At 68.7% G+C, this 19996-nt stretch carries 19 protein-coding genes and 1 riboswitch; of the genes, 12 read left to right on the forward strand and 7 right to left on the reverse strand.

What is annotated here, in order from left to right:
• Positions 1 to 15: 15 nt before the first annotated feature.
• A complete protein-coding gene (gene nadA, locus P8A20_RS26920; protein WP_187282383.1) occupies positions 16 to 1203 on the reverse strand; it encodes a quinolinate synthase NadA in 1188 nt (395 codons plus the stop codon).
• Positions 1204 to 1423: 220 nt separating this feature from the next.
• Between nadA and P8A20_RS26925 the strand changes: the two genes are divergently transcribed.
• A complete protein-coding gene (locus P8A20_RS26925) occupies positions 1424 to 1780 on the forward strand; it encodes a HesB/IscA family protein (protein WP_014156674.1) in 357 nt (118 codons plus the stop codon).
• An 84-nt stretch (positions 1781 to 1864) separates the two neighbouring features.
• Here the strand turns inward: P8A20_RS26925 and P8A20_RS26930 are convergent, their stop codons facing one another.
• Both P8A20_RS26930 and P8A20_RS26935 read right to left on the reverse strand, forming a co-directional pair.
• Positions 1865 to 3298 (reverse strand): hypothetical protein, encoded by a 1434-nt coding sequence (locus P8A20_RS26930; protein ID WP_306104385.1) that lies wholly within the window; start codon positions 3296 to 3298, stop codon positions 1865 to 1867.
• A 166-nt stretch (positions 3299 to 3464) separates the two neighbouring features.
• Positions 3465 to 3671 carry a hypothetical protein gene (locus P8A20_RS26935; protein ID WP_147963051.1) on the reverse strand — a complete coding sequence of 69 codons (207 nt, stop codon included), beginning with the start codon at positions 3669 to 3671 and terminating at the stop codon, positions 3465 to 3467.
• A gap of 160 nt (positions 3672 to 3831) precedes the next feature.
• On the opposite strand from P8A20_RS26935, the gene P8A20_RS26940 reads away from it, so the two are divergent.
• Positions 3832 to 4806 (forward strand): carbohydrate kinase family protein, encoded by a 975-nt coding sequence (locus P8A20_RS26940; RefSeq protein ID WP_147963050.1) that lies wholly within the window; start codon positions 3832 to 3834, stop codon positions 4804 to 4806.
• Between the two features lie 19 nt (positions 4807 to 4825).
• Here P8A20_RS26940 and P8A20_RS26945 read toward each other — a convergent pair whose 3' ends face one another.
• On the reverse strand, positions 4826 to 6208 hold the full coding sequence (locus P8A20_RS26945; RefSeq protein ID WP_147963049.1) for a cysteine desulfurase/sulfurtransferase TusA family protein: 1383 nt from the start codon (positions 6206 to 6208) through the stop codon (positions 4826 to 4828).
• Between the two features lie 283 nt (positions 6209 to 6491).
• Here P8A20_RS26945 and ctaC point away from each other — a divergent pair, with 283 nt between their 5' ends.
• The 4 genes from ctaC to P8A20_RS26965 all read left to right on the forward strand — a co-directional run bounded on the left by ctaC (position 6492) and on the right by P8A20_RS26965 (position 10970).
• Positions 6492 to 7460, forward strand: a complete 969-nt coding sequence (ctaC, locus tag P8A20_RS26950) for an aa3-type cytochrome oxidase subunit II (RefSeq protein WP_147963048.1) — start codon at positions 6492 to 6494, stop codon at positions 7458 to 7460.
• Positions 7457 to 9193, forward strand: coding sequence for an aa3-type cytochrome oxidase subunit I (gene ctaD / locus P8A20_RS26955; protein ID WP_147963047.1), 1737 nt, complete (start codon positions 7457 to 7459; stop codon positions 9191 to 9193). The genes ctaC and ctaD overlap by 4 nt, the downstream gene beginning before the upstream one ends.
• Entirely contained in the window at positions 9190 to 9588 is a 399-nt protein-coding gene (locus P8A20_RS26960) for a cytochrome c oxidase subunit 4 (RefSeq protein WP_147963046.1), read from the forward strand. The genes ctaD and P8A20_RS26960 overlap by 4 nt, the downstream gene beginning before the upstream one ends.
• A 125-nt stretch (positions 9589 to 9713) precedes the next feature.
• Positions 9714 to 10970, forward strand: coding sequence for a L,D-transpeptidase (locus P8A20_RS26965; protein WP_147963045.1), 1257 nt, complete (start codon positions 9714 to 9716; stop codon positions 10968 to 10970).
• A 63-nt stretch (positions 10971 to 11033) separates the two neighbouring features.
• Here P8A20_RS26965 and P8A20_RS26970 read toward each other — a convergent pair whose 3' ends face one another.
• A complete protein-coding gene (locus tag P8A20_RS26970; protein ID WP_147963044.1) occupies positions 11034 to 11435 on the reverse strand; it encodes a response regulator transcription factor in 402 nt (133 codons plus the stop codon).
• A gap of 187 nt (positions 11436 to 11622) precedes the next feature.
• On the opposite strand from P8A20_RS26970, the gene ctaE reads away from it, so the two are divergent.
• The 6 genes from ctaE (at position 11623) to P8A20_RS27000 (ending at position 18780) form a co-directional block, all read left to right on the forward strand.
• A complete protein-coding gene (ctaE, locus tag P8A20_RS26975) occupies positions 11623 to 12243 on the forward strand; it encodes an aa3-type cytochrome oxidase subunit III (protein WP_014156684.1) in 621 nt (206 codons plus the stop codon).
• Positions 12244 to 12298: 55 nt separating this feature from the next.
• Positions 12299 to 13108, forward strand: a complete 810-nt coding sequence (gene qcrC / locus P8A20_RS26980) for a cytochrome bc1 complex diheme cytochrome c subunit (RefSeq protein ID WP_147963043.1) — start codon at positions 12299 to 12301, stop codon at positions 13106 to 13108.
• Positions 13105 to 14157 (forward strand): cytochrome bc1 complex Rieske iron-sulfur subunit, encoded by a 1053-nt coding sequence (gene qcrA, locus P8A20_RS26985; RefSeq protein WP_015576865.1) that lies wholly within the window; start codon positions 13105 to 13107, stop codon positions 14155 to 14157. Before qcrC ends, qcrA begins: the two co-directional genes overlap by 4 nt.
• Positions 14154 to 15779: a cytochrome bc1 complex cytochrome b subunit gene (gene qcrB / locus P8A20_RS26990; protein WP_147963042.1), complete on the forward strand. Its 1626-nt coding sequence runs from the start codon at positions 14154 to 14156 to the stop codon at positions 15777 to 15779. The genes qcrA and qcrB overlap by 4 nt, the downstream gene beginning before the upstream one ends.
• A gap of 121 nt (positions 15780 to 15900) precedes the next feature.
• A complete protein-coding gene (trpD, locus tag P8A20_RS26995) occupies positions 15901 to 16965 on the forward strand; it encodes an anthranilate phosphoribosyltransferase (protein ID WP_147963041.1) in 1065 nt (354 codons plus the stop codon).
• Between the two features lie 136 nt (positions 16966 to 17101).
• Positions 17102 to 17219: riboswitch (SAM riboswitch) on the forward strand.
• Positions 17220 to 17403: 184 nt separating this feature from the next.
• Positions 17404 to 18780, forward strand: a complete 1377-nt coding sequence (locus tag P8A20_RS27000; RefSeq protein WP_306104386.1) for an aminotransferase class V-fold PLP-dependent enzyme — start codon at positions 17404 to 17406, stop codon at positions 18778 to 18780.
• A gap of 87 nt (positions 18781 to 18867) precedes the next feature.
• Here the strand turns inward: P8A20_RS27000 and P8A20_RS27005 are convergent, their stop codons facing one another.
• Both P8A20_RS27005 and P8A20_RS27010 read right to left on the reverse strand, forming a co-directional pair.
• Positions 18868 to 19149: an Lrp/AsnC family transcriptional regulator gene (locus P8A20_RS27005; RefSeq protein WP_014156690.1), complete on the reverse strand. Its 282-nt coding sequence runs from the start codon at positions 19147 to 19149 to the stop codon at positions 18868 to 18870.
• The gene (locus P8A20_RS27010) at positions 19146 to 19895 is read right to left on the reverse strand and encodes a rhomboid family intramembrane serine protease (protein WP_147963039.1); all 750 of its coding nucleotides are present in this window, start codon (positions 19893 to 19895) and stop codon (positions 19146 to 19148) included. Before P8A20_RS27010 ends, P8A20_RS27005 begins: the two co-directional genes overlap by 4 nt.
• Positions 19896 to 19996: the final 101 nt, after the last annotated feature.

The raw sequence follows: 19996 nt of genomic DNA on the forward strand, positions 1-19996 counted from the left end.
GCCGGCGGCCGTGTCCTACGGCAGCGCCAGCATCCGCTCCAGCGCCAGCTTCGCGTACTTCTCCGTCTCCACGTCGACCTGGATCCGGTTCACGAGGTTGCCCTCTGCCAGGGATTCCAGCGTCCACACCAGGTGCGGCAGGTCGATCCGGTTCATCGTCGAGCAGAAGCACACCGTCTTGTCGAGGAAGACGATCTCCTTGTCCTCCGCGGCGAAACGGTTCGCCAGCCGGCGCACCAGGTTCAGCTCCGTGCCGATCGCCCACTTGGAGCCGGCCGGCGCCGCCTCCAGGGCCTTGATGATGTACTCCGTCGAGCCCACCTGGTCCGCGGCTGCCACGACCTCGTGCTTGCACTCCGGGTGCACCAGCACGTTGACACCCGGGATCCGCGCCCGTACGTCTTCGACCGACTCCACCGAGAAGCGGCCGTGCACGGAGCAGTGCCCACGCCACAGGATCATCTTCGCGTCGCGGAGCTCCTGGGCGGTCAGACCGCCGTTCGGCTTGTGGGGGTTGTAGAGGACGCAGTCCTCCAGCGACATGCCCATGTCGCGCACGGCCGTGTTCCGGCCCAGGTGCTGGTCCGGCAGGAAGAGCACCTTGTCGCCCTGCTCGAACGCCCACTCCAGCGCGCGCTTCGCGTTGGACGAGGTGCAGATGGTGCCGCCGTGCCTGCCGGTGAAGGCCTTGATGTCGGCGGAGGAGTTCATGTAGGAGACCGGCACGACCGCGTCGGCGACCCCCGCCTCCGTCAGGACGTCCCAGCACTCGGCGACCTGCTCGGCGGTGGCCATGTCGGCCATCGAACAGCCGGCGGCCAGGTCGGGCAGGACGACCTTCTGCTCGTCACCCGTCAGGATGTCCGCGGACTCGGCCATGAAGTGCACGCCGCAGAAGACGATGTACTCCGCCTCCGGCCGCGCCGCCGCGTCCCGGGCGAGCTTGAAGGAGTCGCCGGTGACGTCCGCGAACTGGATGACCTCGTCGCGCTGGTAGTGGTGACCGAGGACGAAGACCTTGTCCCCGAGCTTCTCCTTGGCGGCACGGGCGCGCTCCACCAGGTCCGGGTCGGACGGGGAGGGCAGATCGCCCGGGCATTCGACCCCGCGCTCGCTCCGCGGGTCGGCCTCGCGGCCGAGCAGCAGAAGGGCGAGGGGTGTCGGCTGGACATCCAGGGGCTGGGCGGTGGTCACGACACGCACCCTTTCTTTTCTGCGGAACGCCTTTTCGTCTAATTGACGTTATCTATCATAACCGCTTCGTGTCAGCTTGACGATGCCCATAGCGTCGATGTGACGCATCCCCTGGCGCACGCGGTGTGCGAGCATGAAGGGAACAGACACGCGCCTGGCCCGGAATGAATCCGCGGCCCCGATGGTTGGACCGTCGGCAAGCAGTCCGTACAACCCGGGAGAGAAGCAGATGTCCGTATCGGACGAGACCACCACCGTGAGCGACGGCATTCTCCTGTCCGACGCCGCCGCATCCAAGGTCAAGGCCCTGCTGGAGCAGGAGGGCCGGGACGACCTGGCGCTGCGCGTCGCCGTTCAGCCCGGCGGCTGCTCGGGCCTGCGCTACCAGCTCTTCTTCGACGAGCGTTCGCTCGACGGGGACGTGGTGAAGGACTTCGGCGGCGTCAAGGTCGTCACCGACCGGATGAGCGCCCCGTACCTGGGCGGCGCCTCCGTCGACTTCGTGGACACCATCGAGAAGCAGGGCTTCACGATCGACAACCCGAACGCCACTGGCTCCTGCGCCTGCGGTGACTCCTTCAGCTGAACCCGTAGTCGTACGACGGCGGCGGCCCTCCCGGATCCGGGAGGGCCGCCGCCGTTCGTTCGTCCGCGCGGTCCGCGTGCGGGTTCAGGCGCGCGGTACCGTCTCGCCCGACGCCGCGTCGACGACCTTCCGGCCGTCCAGCGGCGTGTCCAGCGTCACCGTCCGGGTCAGCTCCTTCGCGATCATGATGCAGGCCTTCCCCGGGTCGGGCTTCGACTCGGTGACCGTCACGCGCACCGATGTGCCGTCCTCCGAGGCGCGGGCGGCGTACGTGCTGCACACGCCGCCCCAGAAGGTCACCTCGAGCGTCCGGCCGTCAGCGCTGTACGAGGTGATGGCCGCGTCCCCGGCGGCCGGGTCCTTCGTGGGTGTCGGCGAGGGCCCGGTGCTCCCGTCCGTGAGGTGGTCCGGATCGACCGCGACCTGGACGATCGTGTTCCCGGGGCCGCCCCCCGCGGGTTCCACCGAGAAGAGCCACGAGGGTACGAGGATCTGCTCGCCGTCCGTGTACCGCGCCGCGAGCCCGAACTCGGCCTTCCCGACCGTCACCGTGGTCACCGGCGGCGTGCCGCCCGAGCAGTCGGGCTGCGGCGCGAGGTCGTCCTCCAGCGGTACGGAGGTCGCGCAGCCGCCGACACCGCCCTTCGGGGACTGCCGGCTCTCCGCGTTCAGCTGCTCCAGTGCCTCGTCCGCACCGGTCACCGGATAGGTGTCGCCCTTCGACAGGCCCTTCAGGTGCCCGCTGCCGCCCACGATCTCGCCGCCTGCGCCCACCTGGATCCCCGTCGACCAGCCGTACGTGGGAAGCCCGCCCACCACGGGGTCGGCGTTCACCACACGTACGGAACCCATCAGCTGGTCCGCGTCGAGCGCGGCGCCGTCCTGTCCCGCGGCCTTCAGGACCGGAGCTGCCGCGGCCTTCGCGGCCTTCTCGTCCACGGGCGGGCCGGACGGCGGTGTCCGGTCCTGCTTCGCACAGGCCGGACCGGGCTCGCACGCGTCCGGGCCGCCGGCGCCGTACCGGGCGAACGTCCATGTCCCGGGCGCCTGCTTGACGACCTTCAGGACGGGACCGGAACCGTCGCCGTCGCTGCCCACCTTCCACGCGGTGCCGTCCGTGTGCGGTGCGCCCCGCACTCCGAGTGCCTTCGCCAGCCGTGCCACCTCGGCCGCGGTCACCGTGCCCTCGGCGCGGTGCACGGCGGCGCTGTCTGGGCCGTCCGGCAGTTCGCCGGAGGCGCGGTAGACGACTCCGCCGCCGTGCGGATCGGGTTCGCCGGGCGCGATTCCCGGCGGCTGCGTCGACGAGCTGTCCGCGAGGTCCAGCGCGAGCGGGGGAGGGGAGCTGTCCCCGGACGCCGCACGGCCCGCGTCCGTACCGCCCCCCGACGCAGTCGAGGCCCAGTACGCCGCTCCGCCCCCGGCCAGCAGCACGGCTGCCGCCACCGAGGCGACGGCGAACGGCGAACGCCGCCGCCGGGGACCGGTCACGTCACTATCGGGTTGCTCGGTGCTCACCGGATCGCTCCTTCGGCTGCCTGGCCGTCACTGGCGCATCGTCCGCCCCCTGGGCGGGGACACCGGTGGGACGGGCCGGGGGAGCGCCCGGTTCCCCCCCGCTGTGCGCGGAGGAACCGTGCTGCGTTCCGGGCCGGAGCCGGCCGGGCCGGCCGGGCCCCCCGGATCAGTCCCCGTAGTCGGACATGGCGTCGATCAGCCGGGCCGAGGACGGCGGTACCGTGACGCCGTTGATCCGGGAGGGTTCGACCGGAGCCACCGGCTTCGCCGCGGTCTTGGCGGGTGCGACCCAGTGCGGGGCCATGCGTGCGCAGTCGCCGCGCAGCTCGGCCAGGCTCATCTCGGACTCACGCGGAACGATGGTGTTCGACATAACGGCACCGTACGCAGGGCAGTGCCCAGGTAGAAAGACCTACTATCGGGTAGTTTTGCCCCTTCGAGCGCGGCGGCTCCACCGGGTAGCGTGAACTGTCACGCCGTCCCGGAGGGCGCGCTCACGCGTTCCCTTCGCCTTCCGCAGGAGCAGCCACCCCGTGCGCATCGCAGTCACCGGCTCCATCGCCACAGACCATCTCATGACCTTCCCCGGCCGATTCGCCGACCAACTGGTCGCCGATCAGCTGCACACGGTCTCGCTCTCCTTCCTCGTCGACAACCTCGACGTGCGCCGCGGGGGAGTGGGCGCCAACATCGCCTTCGGCATGGGCGTGCTCGGCACACAGCCGATCCTGGTCGGTGCCGCCGGCGCGGACTTCGACGACTACCGCGCCTGGCTCGACCGGCACGGCGTCGACACCGAATCGATCCGGATCTCCGAGGTCCTGCACACGGCGCGCTTCGTCTGCACGACGGACGCCGACCACAACCAGATCGGCTCCTTCTACACGGGCGCCATGAGCGAGGCCCGCCTCATCGAGCTCAAGAGCGTCGCCGACCGCGTCGGCGGCCTCGACCTCGTCTCGATCGGCGCCGACGACCCGGAGGCGATGCTCCGCCACACGGAGGAGTGCCGCTCGCGAGGCATCCCGTTCGCCGCGGACTTCTCGCAGCAGATCGCCCGGATGGACGGCGAGGAGATCCGCATCCTCCTCGACGGCGCGACGTACCTCTTCTCCAACGAGTACGAGAAGGGGCTCATCGAGTCCAAGACCGGCTGGAGCGACGAGGAGATCCTGTCCAAGGTCGGCCACCGCGTCACCACCCTCGGTGCCCGCGGCGTCCGTATCGAGCGGGCCGGCCAGGACCCCATCGAGGTCGGCTGTGCCGAGGAGGAGCAGAAGGCCGACCCCACCGGCGTCGGCGACGCCTTCCGGGCCGGTTTCCTCTCCGGTCTCGCCTGGGGCGTGAGCCTGGAGCGGGCCGCCCAGGTCGGCTGCATGCTCGCGACCCTGGTCATCGAGACGGTGGGCACCCAGGAGTACACCCTGCGCCGCACCCACTTCATGGACCGCTTCACCAAGGCCTACGGCGACGAGGCCGCCTCCGAGGTTCGTAAGCACCTCTCCTGACACTCGCGGTACCGGTGGGTCAGAGGAGGCGGCGGACCACATAGGCCGAGCCGTGCTCCGCCTCCTCCTCACCCACGTACTCCTGTTCGCGCATCGCGCACCAGGCCGGAATGTCGAGACGGGCGGCCTCGTCGTCCGAGAGCACCGTCACCGTGCCGCCCACGGGTACCTCTCCGATCACCTTTGCGAGTTCGATCACCGGAATCGGGCAGCGCCTGCCCAGCGCGTCGACCACGAGGGAGGCCCGTGGAGTGGGCGAGGCGGCCGCCGAAACGGGAGCGCCGAGCCTCTGCCGCACCTCGGCCACCACGCCCGGCAGCACGCCGAGGAAGCCGTCGACCTCCTCCCGCGTCGTCCCGGACGGAAGCGACACGCGGATGTTCCCCTCCGTGAGCACGCCCATGGCCTTGAGGACATGGCTGGGCGTCAGAGTGCTGCTCGTGCAGGACGATCCGGACGAAACGGAGTATCCGGCCCGGTCCAGCTCGTGGAGCAATGTCTCTCCGTCGACATAGAGACAGGAGAAGGTGACCAGATGCGGCAGCCGCCGCTCCGGATCGCCGACCACCTCCACATCGGGCACCAGGTTCCCCACCGCGGCCCTGATCCTGTCCACCAGGGCACGCAGCCGTACGGCCTCCGCCGTGGCCTCCGCGCGTACCGCGCGCAGTGAGGCCGCCGCCGCGACGATCGCCGGGATGTTCTCGAAGCCGGCGGCACGGCCGGACTCCCTCTCGTCGGCGGGTCCTCGGGGTGCGAAACGGACGCCCTTGCGCACGGCCAGCAGCCCCACCCCGGCCGGACCGCCCCACTTGTGCGCGCTCGCCGCCAGCAGCGACCAGCGGCCGGGAACCGGGCCCCAGCCCAGCGACTGAGCGGCGTCCACCAGCAGCGGCACGCCCGCGTCGGCACAGATCTCGGCGGTCTCCGCCACCGGCTGCTCGGTCCCCACCTCGTGGTTGGCGGACTGCAGGCAGGCCAGTGCGGTGTCCGCGCGCAGGGACTGCCCGTAGGCCGAGGGGTCCACCGCGCCGGTCCGGCCCACCGGCACCTCGGTGAACGTCCCCCCGGACGCCTCCAGCGCCGCGGCCGAGTGGAGTACCGACGAGTGCTCGACGGCGGAGAGCACCAGATGGCGGCCGACACGCCGACGCCCGGAAAGTGCCCCGGAAACCGCGGAGTGCACCGCCCGGGTGCCGGACGAGGTGAAGACGAGCTCGTCCGGGCGGCAGCCGACGGCCTCGGCGGCGGCCTCCCTGGCGGCGTCCAGCAGCAGCGCGGCCCGCCGCCCCTCGCGGTAGAGGCGGGCCGGATCGGCCCAGCCCTCGTCCAGGGAGGCAAGCAGCGCCTGGCGGGCGACGGGGTGCAGGGGGGCGGAGGAGGCCGCGTCGAAGTAGGGCACGCCGTCACGCTAGCCCGCGTGGGCGCGACCAGGTGACCGGCCGTCGTCGTGGCAGGGGGAGCGGAGGGGAGAGGGGGCGTCAGATGACGGCCGGAGGCCCGCATTCCATCCCTTCGGGGTGTCGTGCGGCGCGTTGGGCACCCTCCCCGCGCGGCCCCAAATAGCGTCCAGTAGGGTTTGGTCCGCATAAACATCCAAACCCCTGCCCGCGTCAGGGCCGGCGACCGACCAAGTGAGACGGCCGCGCCGAACCGTGCGGGCGAGACTCTCGGGAAGGCGCTACGTGAGTCCCAACGGCTCCGACCGCTCGTCGCGGCGCCCGATGCGGCGGAAGCTGCCGCAGGTGCTGACTGCGGGCCTGGTCCTGGCGACGGCCTCCGGTTGTTCATACAACTGGGAGGATTTCCCCCGCCTCGGTATGCCCACCCCGGTAACGGAAGAGGCCCCTCGGATCCTCTCCCTCTGGCAGGGCTCGTGGGCGGCAGCGCTCGCCACGGGTGTCCTCGTCTGGGGGCTGATCCTGTGGAGCGTCATCTTCCACCGGCGAAGCAGGACCAAGGTGGAGGTACCTCAGCAGACCAGGTACAACATGCCTATCGAGGCGCTGTACACAGTGGTCCCCCTGATCATCGTCTCGGTGTTCTTCTACTTCACCGCGCGCGACGAATCGAAGCTCCTCGAGCTCAGCCCCAAGCCTGCCCACACCATCAACGTGGTCGGCTACCAGTGGAGCTGGGGCTTCAACTACATCGAGAACGTGGAGGGCTCGCCCTCCACCGGCGACGAGGTCCCCAAGGAGCTCGACGCCATCCCCGACAAGTTCCGCGAGGACTTCCCCAAGGACGCCGGCGGCGTCTACGACGTGGGCATCCCCGGTACTCGCAACCCGCAGAACGGCAACCCGGGCCCGACCCTGTGGCTGCCGAAGGGTGAGAAGGTCCGCTTCGTCCTGACTTCGCGTGACGTCATCCACTCCTTCTGGGTGGTGCCGTTCCTCATGAAGCAGGACGTCATTCCGGGCCACACCAACTCCTTCGAGGTCACGCCGAAGAAGGAGGGCACCTACATGGGTAAGTGCGCCGAGCTCTGCGGCGTGGACCACTCCCGGATGCTCTTCAACGTCAAGATCGTCTCTCCGGAGCGTTACCAGCAGCACCTCGAGGAGCTGGCGGAGAAGGGTCAGACGGGCTACGTGCCGGCAGGCATCGAGCAGACGGACCCGGCCAGGAATGCGGAGACGAACAAACTGTGAGCATCCTCAACGAATCCCAGGGTGCCGCGGCAGCAGACGACTCGTTCGAGGACGAGCTGCCGGTGCGGCGCAAGCAGCCGGGGAGTGTCGTCGTCAAGTGGCTGACCACCACTGACCACAAGACGATCGGCACGATGTACCTGGTCACATCGTTCGCCTTCTTCTGCATCGGCGGCCTCCTCGCGCTCTTCATGCGCGCCGAGCTGGCCCGTCCGGGCACGCAGATCATGTCGAACGAGCAGTTCAACCAGGCGTTCACGATGCACGGCACGATCATGCTGCTGATGTTCGCGACGCCGCTGTTCGCAGGATTCGCGAACTGGATCATGCCGCTGCAGATCGGCGCGCCCGACGTGGCGTTCCCGCGGCTGAACATGTTCGCGTACTGGCTGTACCTCTTCGGCTCGCTGATCGCCGTCGGCGGCTTCCTCACCCCGCAGGGTGCGGCCGACTTCGGCTGGTTCGCCTACTCCCCGCTGTCGGACGCCGTCCGCTCGCCGGGTGTCGGCGCCGACATGTGGATCATGGGTCTGGCCTTCTCGGGCTTCGGCACGATCCTCGGTTCGGTCAACTTCATCACCACGATCATCTGCATGCGCGCGCCCGGCATGACGATGTTCCGCATGCCGATCTTCACCTGGAACGTCCTGCTGACCGGTGTCCTGGTCCTGCTGGCATTCCCGGTTCTCGCCGCCGCGCTCTTCGCGCTGGAGGTCGACCGAAAATTCGGCGCACATATCTTCGACGCGTCCAACGGCGGCGCATTGCTATGGCAACACCTCTTCTGGTTCTTCGGCCATCCAGAGGTGTACATCATCGCTCTACCGTTCTTCGGGATCATTTCCGAAATCATTCCGGTATTCAGCCGCAAGCCGATGTTCGGCTACATCGGTCTGATCAGCGCGACGATCGCCATCGCCGGCCTTTCGGTGACGGTGTGGGCGCACCACATGTACGTCACCGGTGGCGTGCTGTTGCCGTTCTTCTCCTTCATGACGTTCCTCATCGCGGTACCGACCGGGGTGAAGTTCTTCAACTGGATCGGAACGATGTGGAAGGGGTCGTTGTCCTTCGAGACACCGATGCTCTGGTCGGTCGGCTTCCTGATCACCTTCGCCTTCGGTGGTCTGACCGGCGTGATCCTGGCCTCGCCGCCGCTGGACTTCCACATCTCCGACTCGTACTTCGTCGTCGCGCACTTCCACTACGTCGTCTTCGGCACCGTGGTCTTCGCGATGTTCGCCGGATTCCACTTCTGGTGGCCGAAGTTCACCGGCAAGATGCTGGACGAGCGGCTCGGGAAGATGACCTTCTGGACGCTGTTCATCGGCTTCCACGGCACCTTCCTCGTGCAGCACTGGCTGGGCGCCGAGGGCATGCCGCGCCGTTACGCGGACTACCTCGCCGCCGACGGCTTCACCGCCCTGAACACGATCTCGACGATCTCCTCGTTCGTGCTCGGACTGTCGATGCTTCCGTTCATGTACAACGTCTGGAAGACCGCCAAGTACGGCAAAAAGATCGAGGTCGACGACCCCTGGGGCTACGGCCGTTCGCTCGAATGGGCGACGTCCTGCCCGCCGCCGCGGCACAACTTCCTCAGCCTGCCGCGGATCCGTTCCGAATCCCCGGCGTTCGACCTGCACCACCCGGAGATCACGGCGCTCGAGCAGCTGGATCACCTGTCCGAGGGTGAGAAGGTCCTCGTCGGCGGCAAGGAGGACGGCAAGTGAAGATCCAGGGCAAGCTCTTCATCTGGCTGAGCGTCTTCATGCTGGCCATGGCCGTCACGTACGGCGTCTGGTCCAAGGAGCCGGTCGGTACCACCGCGCTGGTCCTGTCCTTCGGGCTGACCATCATGATCGGCTTCTACCTGGCCTTCACGGCCAACCGGGTCGACGCGATGGCCCAGGACAACAAGGAAGCCGACGTCGCGGACGAAGCCGGTGAGGTGGGCTTCTTCTCGCCGCACAGCTGGCAGCCGCTCTCGCTGGCCATCGGCGGTGCCTTCCTCTTCCTGGGCGTCGTCTTCGGCTGGTGGCTCGCCTACTTCGCCGCGCCGCTGCTCCTGATCGGCCTCTTCGGCTGGGTCTTCGAGTACTACCGGGGCGAGAACCGCACCCAGTAGGACGCGTCCGCACAGGACGTGTTGCACCCGTACGGGGGCCCTGCCCGCTCAGTGATGAGCGGGCAGGGCCCCCGTTTGCAGTCACTGAACGCGCTGGATCGGATGAATCTTCTTAGCGTGGGTTCATGAACCACACGCCGCGCATCCGCACCGTAGTGAGCTGCACTCTGCTGGTCGTGACCCTGGTAGCGGGTGCGACCGCCTGTGGAGGGCCCGACGGCGATCCGCTGTCGCTGAAGGCCCACGACGCCGCCGACCTGATCTCCTTCAACGGCCCGGCGAAGGACGAGAAGGCCGACCCCGACAAGCCCCTCGAAGTCAGCGTCAAGGACGACGACGCGAAGATCACCGACGTGACGGCCGTCGACACCGAGGGCCGCCACCTGGCGGGGGAGCTCGACGCGGACGGGAAGCGATGGCACTCCACCACCTCGCTCGCCGCGGGCACCCGATACACCGTCAAGGTCTCCACCGAGAACGGTGACGGCGCTCCCGGCAGCCGCACGTACGCCTTCGGCACGACCGCGGCCAAGAAGTTCCTGAAGGTCGCGTTCGGCCCTCAGGCGGGCACCTACGGCGTCGGACAGCCCCTCACGGCGGAACTCAGCGCTCCGGTCCCCGACAGGGCGGCCAGGGCCACCGTGGAGCGCGGGCTCCAGGTCCGGTCCACGCCCGCGGTCAGGGGCTCCTGGTACTGGGTCGACGACAAGACGCTGCACTACCGGCCCAAGGAGTACTGGCCCGCCGACGCGACCATCGACATCCGCAGCAATCTCAAGGGCATCAAGGTCACGAACGCCCTCTACGGCGCCGCCGCGAAACCCCTCAAGCTCACCACCGGTGACCGCATAGAAGCGATCACCGACGCCTCGGAGCACCACATGACCGTCCTCCGCAACGGCGAAGTGATCAACACCCTGCCGGTCACCACGGGCAAGCCCGGCTTCGACACGCGCAACGGCGTCAAGGTGGTGCTGGCCAAGGAGCAGTTCGTACGCATGCGCGGTGAGAGCATCGGCATCGCCGCCGGCTCCTCGGAGTCCTACGACCTGCCCGTCTACTGGGCCACACGCGTGACCTGGAGCGGTGAGTACGTCCACGCCGCGCCCTGGTCGACCGGCTCACAGGGCAACGCCAACGTCAGCCACGGCTGCACGGGCATGAGCACCGCCGACGCCGAATGGTTCTTCGAGACCGTGCGCGAGGGCGACATCGTCAAGGTCGTCGGGAGCGACGGCGAGACGATGACCCCGTTCGACAACGGCTTCGGTGACTGGAATCTGGAGTGGGACGCCTGGCTGAAGGGGAGCGCACTGCACGGCAGCGGCACCCCCGACACGGGTACCGACGTCGAGACGGCGCGGCTGCGCCCCCAGGTCTGATCCGGTCCGGGAGTGCGCCGCGCCGGGGGAAGCCACCGCGGAGGGGTTCGGGGCCCCTCCGCCTCAGGCTCCCACGGACAGCCTGCGGCGCAGCAGGGAGGCCAGGGCGTCCGCGAAGTCGACCGGGTCGACCGGATGGGTCACAGCGGCGTCCGCGCGGCTCCAGGTGGCCAGCCAGGCGTCCTGAGGGCGCCCGATCAGCAGCAGCACGGGCGGGCAGTCGAAGATCTCGTCCTTGATCTGCCGGCAGACCCCCATGCCGCCCGCGGGTGCCGTCTCGCCGTCCAGCACGCAGACGTCGACACCGCCCCGGTCCAGCGCGCTCAGGACGGCGGGCAGGGTGGCGCACTCCAGGAACTCCACCGGTGGCACGTCCGCCGCAGGCCTGCGCCCGGCGGCCAGCCTCACCTGCTCGCGGGTGTTGGCATCGTCGCTGTAGACCAGGACCGTGGCGGTCGGCTGCATTGTTCCTCCGTGACGTCTGTGTCTTCGGGGCTCTGTGGGCATGAACCGATGGGCGGATCGTACTCCGGCGGACTGCCTGTCAGCACCGGTAAAGACAGCGATTCGATGGGCCGTTCGGTGAGGACACACAGCTCTGACACACCGAACGGCACCCCCCGGAGTGAGGGCGGGATAAGCGACCGACATAATGTCGGTCGTGGCGACAGCAACGACAGTAGAAACCGGGCACGCGCACCCGTCGGTCAATCGGCCGAACCTCACCAGCGTCGGAACCATCATCTGGTTGAGTTCCGAGCTGATGTTCTTCGCGGCCCTCTTCGCGATGTACTTCACCCTGCGATCGGTGATGGGACCCGATCACTGGAAGGAGATGGCCCACCATCTGAACTTCCCGTTCTCGGCGACGAACACCACGATCCTGGTGCTTTCCTCTCTCACCTGCCAGCTCGGCGTTTTCGCCGCGGAGCGGGGCGATGTGAAGAAGCTCCGCACCTGGTTCATCATCACGTTCGTGATGGGTGCGATCTTCATCGGAGGCCAGGTCCTGGAGTACACCGAGCTGGTCAAGGACGCGGGTCTCTCCCTGTCCTCCGACCCGTACGGCTCGGTGTTCTACCTGACGACCGGCTTCCACGGTCTGCATGTGACAGGCGGTCTCATCGCCTTCCTGCTCGTCCTGGGCAGGACATACGCGGCCTCGAGATTCACCCACGAACAGGCCACCGCCGCCATCGTCGTGTCCTACTACTGGCACTTCGTCGACGTCGTCTGGATCGGCCTGTTCGCCACGATCTACATGATCAAGTAACCGGGCTCGCACCCACCCATCATCGACGCAGAAGATCCTGACACCGGGGTAATCCGTGAAAAAGCTCTCCGCACGACGACGCCATCCGCTGGCGGCGGTCGTCGTACTACTCCTCGCGCTGGCGGCTACCGGGGGGCTGTACGCCGCGTTCGCGCCTGCGGGTAAGGCGCAGGCCGACGAAACCGCCCAGTCCCTCGCCATCGACGAGGGCAAGAAGCTCTACTCCGTGGGCTGCGCCAGCTGCCACGGATCCGGCGGTCAGGGCACCACCGACGGGCCGTCCCTCGTGGGCGTCGGCTCCGCCGCCGTCGACTTCCAGGTCGGTACCGGACGCATGCCGGCTCAGCAGCCGGGTGCCCAGGTCCCGAAGAAGAAGGTCATCTACAACCAGGCCGAGATCGACCAGCTCGCGGCGTACGTCGCGTCCCTGGGCGCCGGTCCGATCACGCCCACCAAGAGCCAGGTCGACCCCTCGGGCGCCGACGTGGCCAAGGGCGGTGACCTGTTCCGCACGAACTGCGCGCAGTGCCACAACTTCACCGGTCAGGGCGGCGCCCTGACCAAGGGCAAGTACGCACCGAGCCTCGAAGGCGTGAGCCCGAAGCACATCTACGAGGCCATGCAGACCGGCCCGCAGAGCATGCCCTCCTTCCCGGACACGACCATGCCGGAGCAGGAGAAGAAAGACATCATCGCGTACATCAAGACCGTCAACGGTAGTGAGTCCGAGTCCCCCGGCGGGCTCTCGCTCGGTGGCCTCGGTCCCGTCAGTGAAGGTCTCTTCGGCTGGATCTTCGGCCTGGGCGGCCTGATCGCCATCGCCGTATGGGTCGCGGCCCACACCGCTAAGGCCAAGAAGTCATGAGTAGCCAACAGATTCCAGAAGAGAACCTGCCGGTAGAGCAGGGCACCGCGCACGGCGCGGTAGAGGGTGCGGGCGACCCGTTCGCCGACCCGGGGCTGCCGGCCCACAAGCCGCGCATCCAGGACATCGACGAACGTGCCGCGAACCGCTCCGAGCGGGCCGTCGCGCTCATGTTCACGCTGTCCATGCTGGCGACGGTCGGCTTCATCGCCTCGTACGTCATCTTCCCGGTCGACCAGATCGTCTACATCTGGCCGTTCGGCCACGTGAGCGCGCTGAACTTCTCCCTGGGTCTGACCCTGGGACTGGCGCTCTTCCTCATCGGCGCGGGAGCCGTCCACTGGGCGCGCACCCTGATGTCCGACGTGGAGGTCGCCGACGACCGGCACGCGATCGAGGCGACGCCCGAGGTCAAGGCCAAGGTCCTGGCCGACTTCGCGGACGGCGCCCGGGAGTCCGCTCTCGGACGGCGCAAGCTGATCCGCAACACCATGTTCGGTGCGCTGGCCCTGGTGCCGCTCTCCGGTGTGGTGCTGCTGCGCGACCTCGGTCCGCTGCCGGAGAAGAAGCTCCGCAAGACGCTGTGGGCCAAGGGCAAGCAGCTGGTCAACATGAACACCATGGAGCCGCTGCGTCCCGAGGACGTCGTCGTCGGTTCGCTGACCTTCGCCATGCCCGAGGGCCTGGAGGAGGACGCGCACGACTTCCAGTCGCAGATCGCCAAGGCCGCCCTGATGATCATCCGCATCGAGCCGGACAACATCAAGGACAAGCGCGAGCGCGAGTGGGCGCACGAGGGAATCGTCGCCTTCTCCAAGATCTGCACCCACGTCGGCTGCCCGATCAGCCTGTACGAGCAGCAGACGCATCACGTGCTCTGCCCGTGCCACCAGTCCACCTTCGACCTCTCCGACGGCGCCCGCGTCATCTTCGGTCCGGCCGGTCACGCCCTTCCGCAGCTGCGGATCGGTGTGAACAGCGAGGGCAACCTCGAGGCGCTCGGTGACTTCGAAGAGCCCGTCGGTCCTGCCTTCTGGGAGCGCGGATGAGTACTGCGACGGAAACACAGCGCAAGGCGCCCGCCGGTGAGCGGGTGGCCGACTGGGCGGACGGCCGGCTGGGCATCTACGGCCTGGCCAAGGCCAACATGCGCAAGATCTTCCCGGACCACTGGTCCTTCATGCTCGGCGAGATCTGCCTCTACAGCTTCATCATCATCATCCTCACGGGTGTGTACCTGACGCTGTTCTTCCACCCGAGCATGAACGAGGTCGTGTACCACGGCTCGTACGAGCCGATGCAGGGCATCCGGATGTCCGAGGCCTACGCCTCGACGCTGGACATCAGCTTCGACGTCCGCGGTGGTCTGCTGGTCCGGCAGATCCACCACTGGGCAGCGGTGATCTTCCTCGCCGGCATGTTCGTGCACATGTTCCGGGTGTTCTTCACCGGTGCGTACCGCAAGCCGCGTGAGATCAACTGGCTGTTCGGCTTCCTGCTGTTCGTCCTCGGCATGTTCACCGGGTTCACCGGCTACTCGCTCCCGGACGACCTGCTCTCCGGTACGGGTGTGCGCTTCACGCAGGGCGCCATCCTGTCGATGCCGATCGTCGGTACGTACATCTCGATGTTCCTGTTCGGCGGGGAGTTCCCCGGCACGGACATCATCGCGAGGTTCTACTCGATCCACATCCTGCTGCTGCCGGGCATCATGCTCGGCCTCGTGGTCGGCCACCTCATCCTGGTGTTCTTCCACAAGCACACGCAGTTCGCGGGACCGGGCAAGACGAACAAGAACGTCGTCGGCATGCCGCTGCTCCCGGTGTACATGGCCAAGGCCGGCGGCTTCTTCTTCCTGGTCTTCGGCTTCATCTCGGTCATCGCGGCGATCGCCACGATCAACCCGATCTGGGCGCTCGGCCCCTACCGTCCCGACCAGGTGTCCACGGGCGCCCAGCCGGACTGGTACATGGGCTTCGCCGAAGGCTTCGTCCGAGTGATGCCGGGCTGGGAGATCAACCTCTGGGGCCACACGCTGGTCCTCGGCGTGCTGATCCCGCTGGTCCTCTTCGGCGTGGTCCTGGCGGCACTCGCGCTCTATCCGTTCATCGAGTCCTGGATCACCGGGGACAAGCGCGAGCACCACATCCTGGACCGTCCGCGCAACGCTCCCACCCGTACGGGTCTGGGTGTGGCCTGGGTGACGATCTACTTCGTCATGCTGATCGGCGGCGGCAACGACATCTGGGCGACCCACTTCCACATGTCGCTCAACGCGATCAGCTGGTTCGTGCGGATCGCGTTCTTCGTCGGCCCGGTGCTGGCGTTCGTCGTCACCCGGCGGATCTGCCTCGGCCTCCAGCGCCGCGACAAGGAGAAGGTGCTGCACGGACGCGAGTCCGGCACCATCAAGCGCCTGCCGCACGGTGAGTTCGTCGAGATCCACGAGCCGCTCAGCCCGGAGCAGCTCCACACGCTCACGGCGCACGAGCAGTACAAGCCGTACGAGATCGGCCCGACGGTCGACGAGAACGGTGTCGAGCGCAAGCCGTCGGCGCTGCAGAAGCTGCGGGCCAGGCTCAGCAAGAGCTACTACGGCGAGGACAACCAGATCGCCAAGCCCACCGCCGAGGAGTACAAGGAGATCACCAGCGGCCACGGCCACCACTGATCACCTGAGCTGACCGCCACAGCAGGAGCCCCGTCCATCCGATGGACGGGGCTCTTCGCTGCCCCCGGGGCTGGATAGGGTGGAGGCGTACTTCTACCGGCTGTGGACCCAGGAGCGGACCATGAACGTTGTGACCCCGGACGGCGGCGGCAGCGTGGCGGACTTCACCTGGCCCGGCGTGCTGACCCCCCTCCTCCGCGGCGAGGACCTCGGCACGGACCAGACGGCGTGGGCCATGGACCGCATCATGAGCGGCGAGGCCACGGACGTGCAGATCGCCGGCTTCGCCATCGCCCTGCGGGCCAAGGGCGAGACCGTCGACGAGGTCACCGGTCTGGTCCGCGCCATGTACGAGCACGCCCACACCATCGAGGTGCCCGGCCGCACGGTGGACATCGTGGGAACCGGCGGCGACATGGCCAAGACGGTCAACATCTCCACCATGTCGGCGATCGTCATCGCCGGGACGGGCGCGAAGGTCGTCAAGCACGGGAGCCGGGCCTCCTCCTCGGCCAGCGGCGCCTCCGACGTGCTGGAGAAGCTCGGCGTCAATCTGGAGCTGACGCCGCAGCGTGTCGTCGCGGTGGCCGAGGAAGCGGGCATCACCTTCTGTTTCGCGGTGAAGTTCCACCCCGCCCTGCGGTACGCGGCCAGGGCGCGCAAGGAACTGGGCACGCAGACCACCTTCAACATCCTGGGCCCGCTCACCAACCCGGCCCGGGTCCGCTCCCAGGCCATCGGCGTCGCCGACCCGAAGATGGCGCCCATCGTGGCCGGTGTGCTGGCCGACCGGGGAAACTCGGCGCTCGTCTTCCGGGGCGACGACGGTCTCGACGAACTGACCACCACGGCCACCTCCCGGGTCTGGATCGTCCGCGACGGCACAGTCCGCGAGGAGGCGTTCGACCCGCGTGACGTCGGCCTCCGCCTGGTTCCCGTCGAGGCGCTGCGCGGAGCGGACGCCTCGTACAACGCCGACGTGGCCCGCCGGCTGCTCGACGGGGAGACCGGCCCCGTACGCGACGCCGTACTGCTGAACTCGGCCGCCGCGCTGGTCGCGCTGGATCCGGGCGAGGGCACCCTGAACGAGCAGCTCGCGGTAGGCATCGAGCGGGCAGCCGCCGCGATCGACTCCGGTGCGGCCAAGCGCGCGCTGGAGCGCTGGGTGGCGGCCAGCAACGCCTGACGCGGCCTACGAGGCGAGCTGAGGTCTTCCCGTCGGGATCGGGCGGGCCCGGCTCCGGCGGGCGACACCCCGAGGCGCAGTCCGGATCGCGGACTGCGCCTTGCGCGTGCCAGGTGATGTGGCAGGATGCTTGGCAGGTCATGAGTGACAGCGACTACGGCCCCGGCCCGCTGTCCGGCAACCCTCCGTCCGTGGCGGGGTGCCCCGGGTGAAGACCAGGCCGCAGGCAGCGAGGTCTGTGGCAAGCGCGGGCCCCTCGGCATCGTCGGATGCCACCCCTTGGGGTCCTTGGTCCCAGGGAGCCTCTTGTGAGCAAGCGAATGCGATAGGGCTTCGAGCCCTCCTCCGCACACCCTTCTTCTCTTCTTCTCCCCGCGCTGCCGCGCACCTTCAGGTCGCCGGCGCGAGGATTTCGCCTGCCTCTCACAGGAGTTCGCCATGTCTGTCCCCACCGCTGCCGCCGACCAGGCCATTTGTGCACCGCTGCCGGTTCTGGGAGCTGATGTCACCGTTCCGCTCGTGACGGGCGGAGACGTCACCTATGCCGCCCTCGACTACGCGGCCAGCTCCCCGGCCCTGCAGCGCGTGTGGGACGACGTGGCCGCCTACGCGCCGTACTACGGCAGCGTCCACCGCGGTGCCGGATACCTCTCGCAGCTCTCCACCGACCTGTTCGAGAGCAGCCGGGTGACGGTCGCGGAGTTCCTCGGCTGCCGCGCGGAGGACCAGGTGGTCTTCACCCGCTCGACGACCGACTCCCTCAACCTGCTGGCGGCCGCGCTGCCCGCCGACTGCCAGGTGTTCGTGTTCGAGACCGAGCACCACGCGTCGCTGCTGCCCTGGCGCGACGCCCGGGTGACCTACCTCGACGCCCCCCGCACCCCGGACCAGGCGGTCGCCACACTGGAGAAGGCCCTCGCCGCCCGTGATCCTCACGGCCCCGCGCTGGTCTGTGTCACCGGCGCGTCCAACGTCACGGGCGAGCTGTGGCCCGTGCGCGAACTGGCCGCCGCCGCCCACGCGCACGGTGCGCGGATCGTGCTCGACGCGGCGCAGCTGGCGCCCCACCACCCGGTGGACATCGCCGAGCTGGACGTCGACTGGGTCGCCTTCTCCGGCCACAAGCTGTACGCGCCCTTCGGCTCCGGTGTCCTCGCGGGCCGGGCCGACTGGCTGGTGGACGCTGAGCCGTACCTCGCGGGCGGCGGAGCCTCCCGCAAGGTCGCCCGGCGCACCGACGGCGGTGTGGACGTCGAGTGGCACACCACCGCGGCCCGCCACGAGGCCGGATCGCCCAACGTCATCGGCGTCTACTCCATCGCCGCCGCCTGCAAGGCGCTGACCGAGGCCGGTTTCGACCGGCTGGTCGCCCGGGAGCAGCAGCTGGTGACCCGGGTCCGTGAGGGCCTCGCGGAGGTCCCAGAGGTCAAGGTGCTCTCGCTGTTCGGCGACGACGCCCCGAGGGTCGGCGTCCTCTCCTTCGTGGTCGAGGGATGGAACAGCTCGCACTTCGCCGCCGCGCTCTCCGCCGAGTACGGCATCGGAGTGCGCGACGGGCTGTTCTGCGCCCACCCGCTGGTGCGGACCCTGCTGGGCAGTGAGCCGCAGGACCCGGGTGAGTGCGGCGCGCCGGAGGCCGCACCGGGGGAGAGGTCGCTCAACGCCATCCGGGTGAGCTTCGGCGCGGGCACCCCGGACGAGCACATCGACCGGTTCCTGGGCGCCGTACGTGAACTGGTGAGCAAGGGTGCCCGCTGGACCTACCGCACCGAGGAGGGCCGCTGCGTGCCCGACCGGGGCGCCGCGCAGGTCTGATCGCACGCGGTGCGCGAACGGCTCCGGCCGGGGACGGGGCGAAACGCCTCCTGTCCCCGGCCGGAGCCGTTCGCGCGGTGAGCCGTCTCAGCCGTCGAGGCCGATGGCGAAGGCCGCCTCGAGGTCGTGCTGGGAGTAGGTGCGGAAGGCCACGTGGGTGTCCGTGGCCTCGACGCCCTGGATCTTGCTGATCCGGCCCGGGATGACATCGGCCAGATCGTCGTGCCGGGCCACCCGGACCATGGCGATCAGGTCGTACGTACCGGTGACCGAGAAGACCTCACTGACGCTGTCCAGCGCGGCGATGGCCTCGGCGATCTCGGGAATCCGGTCCACGCTGGTCTTGATGAGCACGATCGCGGTGATCACGGCTGGCTTTCTCCCTCGGTGGCCGTGGCTGGAGACTTCACTCTAGTCCCCCGGAACCGCACCCAGGCGTAGAGGAACCCGGCCGCGAAACCCGCCACGTGGGCGAGGTACGCCACGCCCGGGCCGCTGCCCGCGCTCCGCGCCGCCAGCCACTGGAGGACGAACCAGAAGACGAGCACGATCCAGGCGGGGAAGCGCAGCGGAAGGAAGAAGAGGAAGGGGAACAGGCTGGTGACCCGGGCCTTGGGGAAGAGGTAGAGGAACGCTCCGAGCACCGCGGAGATCGCCCCCGACGCGCCGACCAGCGTCTGGTCGGAGTCCGCGTGCACGACCGCGTACGCGACCAGGGCGAAATAGCCGCACACGAGGTAGAAGAGGGTGAACTCGACGCGGCCCATGCGTTCCTCGGCCATCGCGCCGAAGACGTAGAGGAAGAGCATGTTGCCCAGCAGGTGCAGCCAGCTGCCGTGGACGAAGAGCGCGGTCAGAGGGGTCAGCGCCGCGTGGGCCGAGCCGGCCAGGAGCTCGCTGGGGATCACTCCCCACCGCTCGAAGTACCCGGCCTGAGCGGCCAGGAGTGCGTCGGCGTCGCCGTAGACGGGGTTGAACCCGGAGAGCGGGCTCATCAGGAAGACGGCACAGCACAACGCCATCAGCCCGTAGGTGACCGGGGCGCCGCCCGCCGCGGCCGCGGCCCCGAACTCTCTGGCCCGCTCCCGCCAGTCGACTTCCCGCAGATCGATCATGTACAGAGCATGACGCACCCGCCGAGAACGGGACAGAGCGCCTCGCCGTGCCGATAGGTATGCGGAAGGCCGTAGGGTTGCGGCAGGACATCCGCAGTTCG

This window comes from Streptomyces sp. Alt3 (genome assembly GCF_030719215.1).
Taxonomy (GTDB): domain Bacteria; phylum Actinomycetota; class Actinomycetes; order Streptomycetales; family Streptomycetaceae; genus Streptomyces; species Streptomyces glycanivorans.

Bases quoted from the DNA above. Each gene is read 5' to 3' on its own strand.
- P8A20_RS27000 (WP_306104386.1), top strand. From the start codon at position 17,404: ATGTCTGTCCCCACCGCTGCCGCCGACCAGGCCATTTGTGCACCGCTG.
- P8A20_RS26965 (WP_147963045.1), top strand. From the start codon at position 9,714: ATGAACCACACGCCGCGCATCCGCACCGTAGTGAGCTGCACTCTGCTG.
- qcrA (WP_015576865.1), top strand. From the start codon at position 13,105: ATGAGTAGCCAACAGATTCCAGAAGAGAACCTGCCGGTAGAGCAGGGC.
- P8A20_RS27010 (WP_147963039.1), bottom strand. From the start codon at position 19,895: ATGATCGATCTGCGGGAAGTCGACTGGCGGGAGCGGGCCAGAGAGTTC.
- P8A20_RS26935 (WP_147963051.1), bottom strand. From the start codon at position 3,671: ATGTCGAACACCATCGTTCCGCGTGAGTCCGAGATGAGCCTGGCCGAG.
- trpD (WP_147963041.1), top strand. From the start codon at position 15,901: ATGAACGTTGTGACCCCGGACGGCGGCGGCAGCGTGGCGGACTTCACC.
- P8A20_RS26970 (WP_147963044.1), bottom strand. From the start codon at position 11,435: ATGCAGCCGACCGCCACGGTCCTGGTCTACAGCGACGATGCCAACACC.
- qcrB (WP_147963042.1), top strand. From the start codon at position 14,154: ATGAGTACTGCGACGGAAACACAGCGCAAGGCGCCCGCCGGTGAGCGG.
- ctaE (WP_014156684.1), top strand. From the start codon at position 11,623: ATGTCGGTCGTGGCGACAGCAACGACAGTAGAAACCGGGCACGCGCAC.
- P8A20_RS26925 (WP_014156674.1), top strand. From the start codon at position 1,424: ATGTCCGTATCGGACGAGACCACCACCGTGAGCGACGGCATTCTCCTG.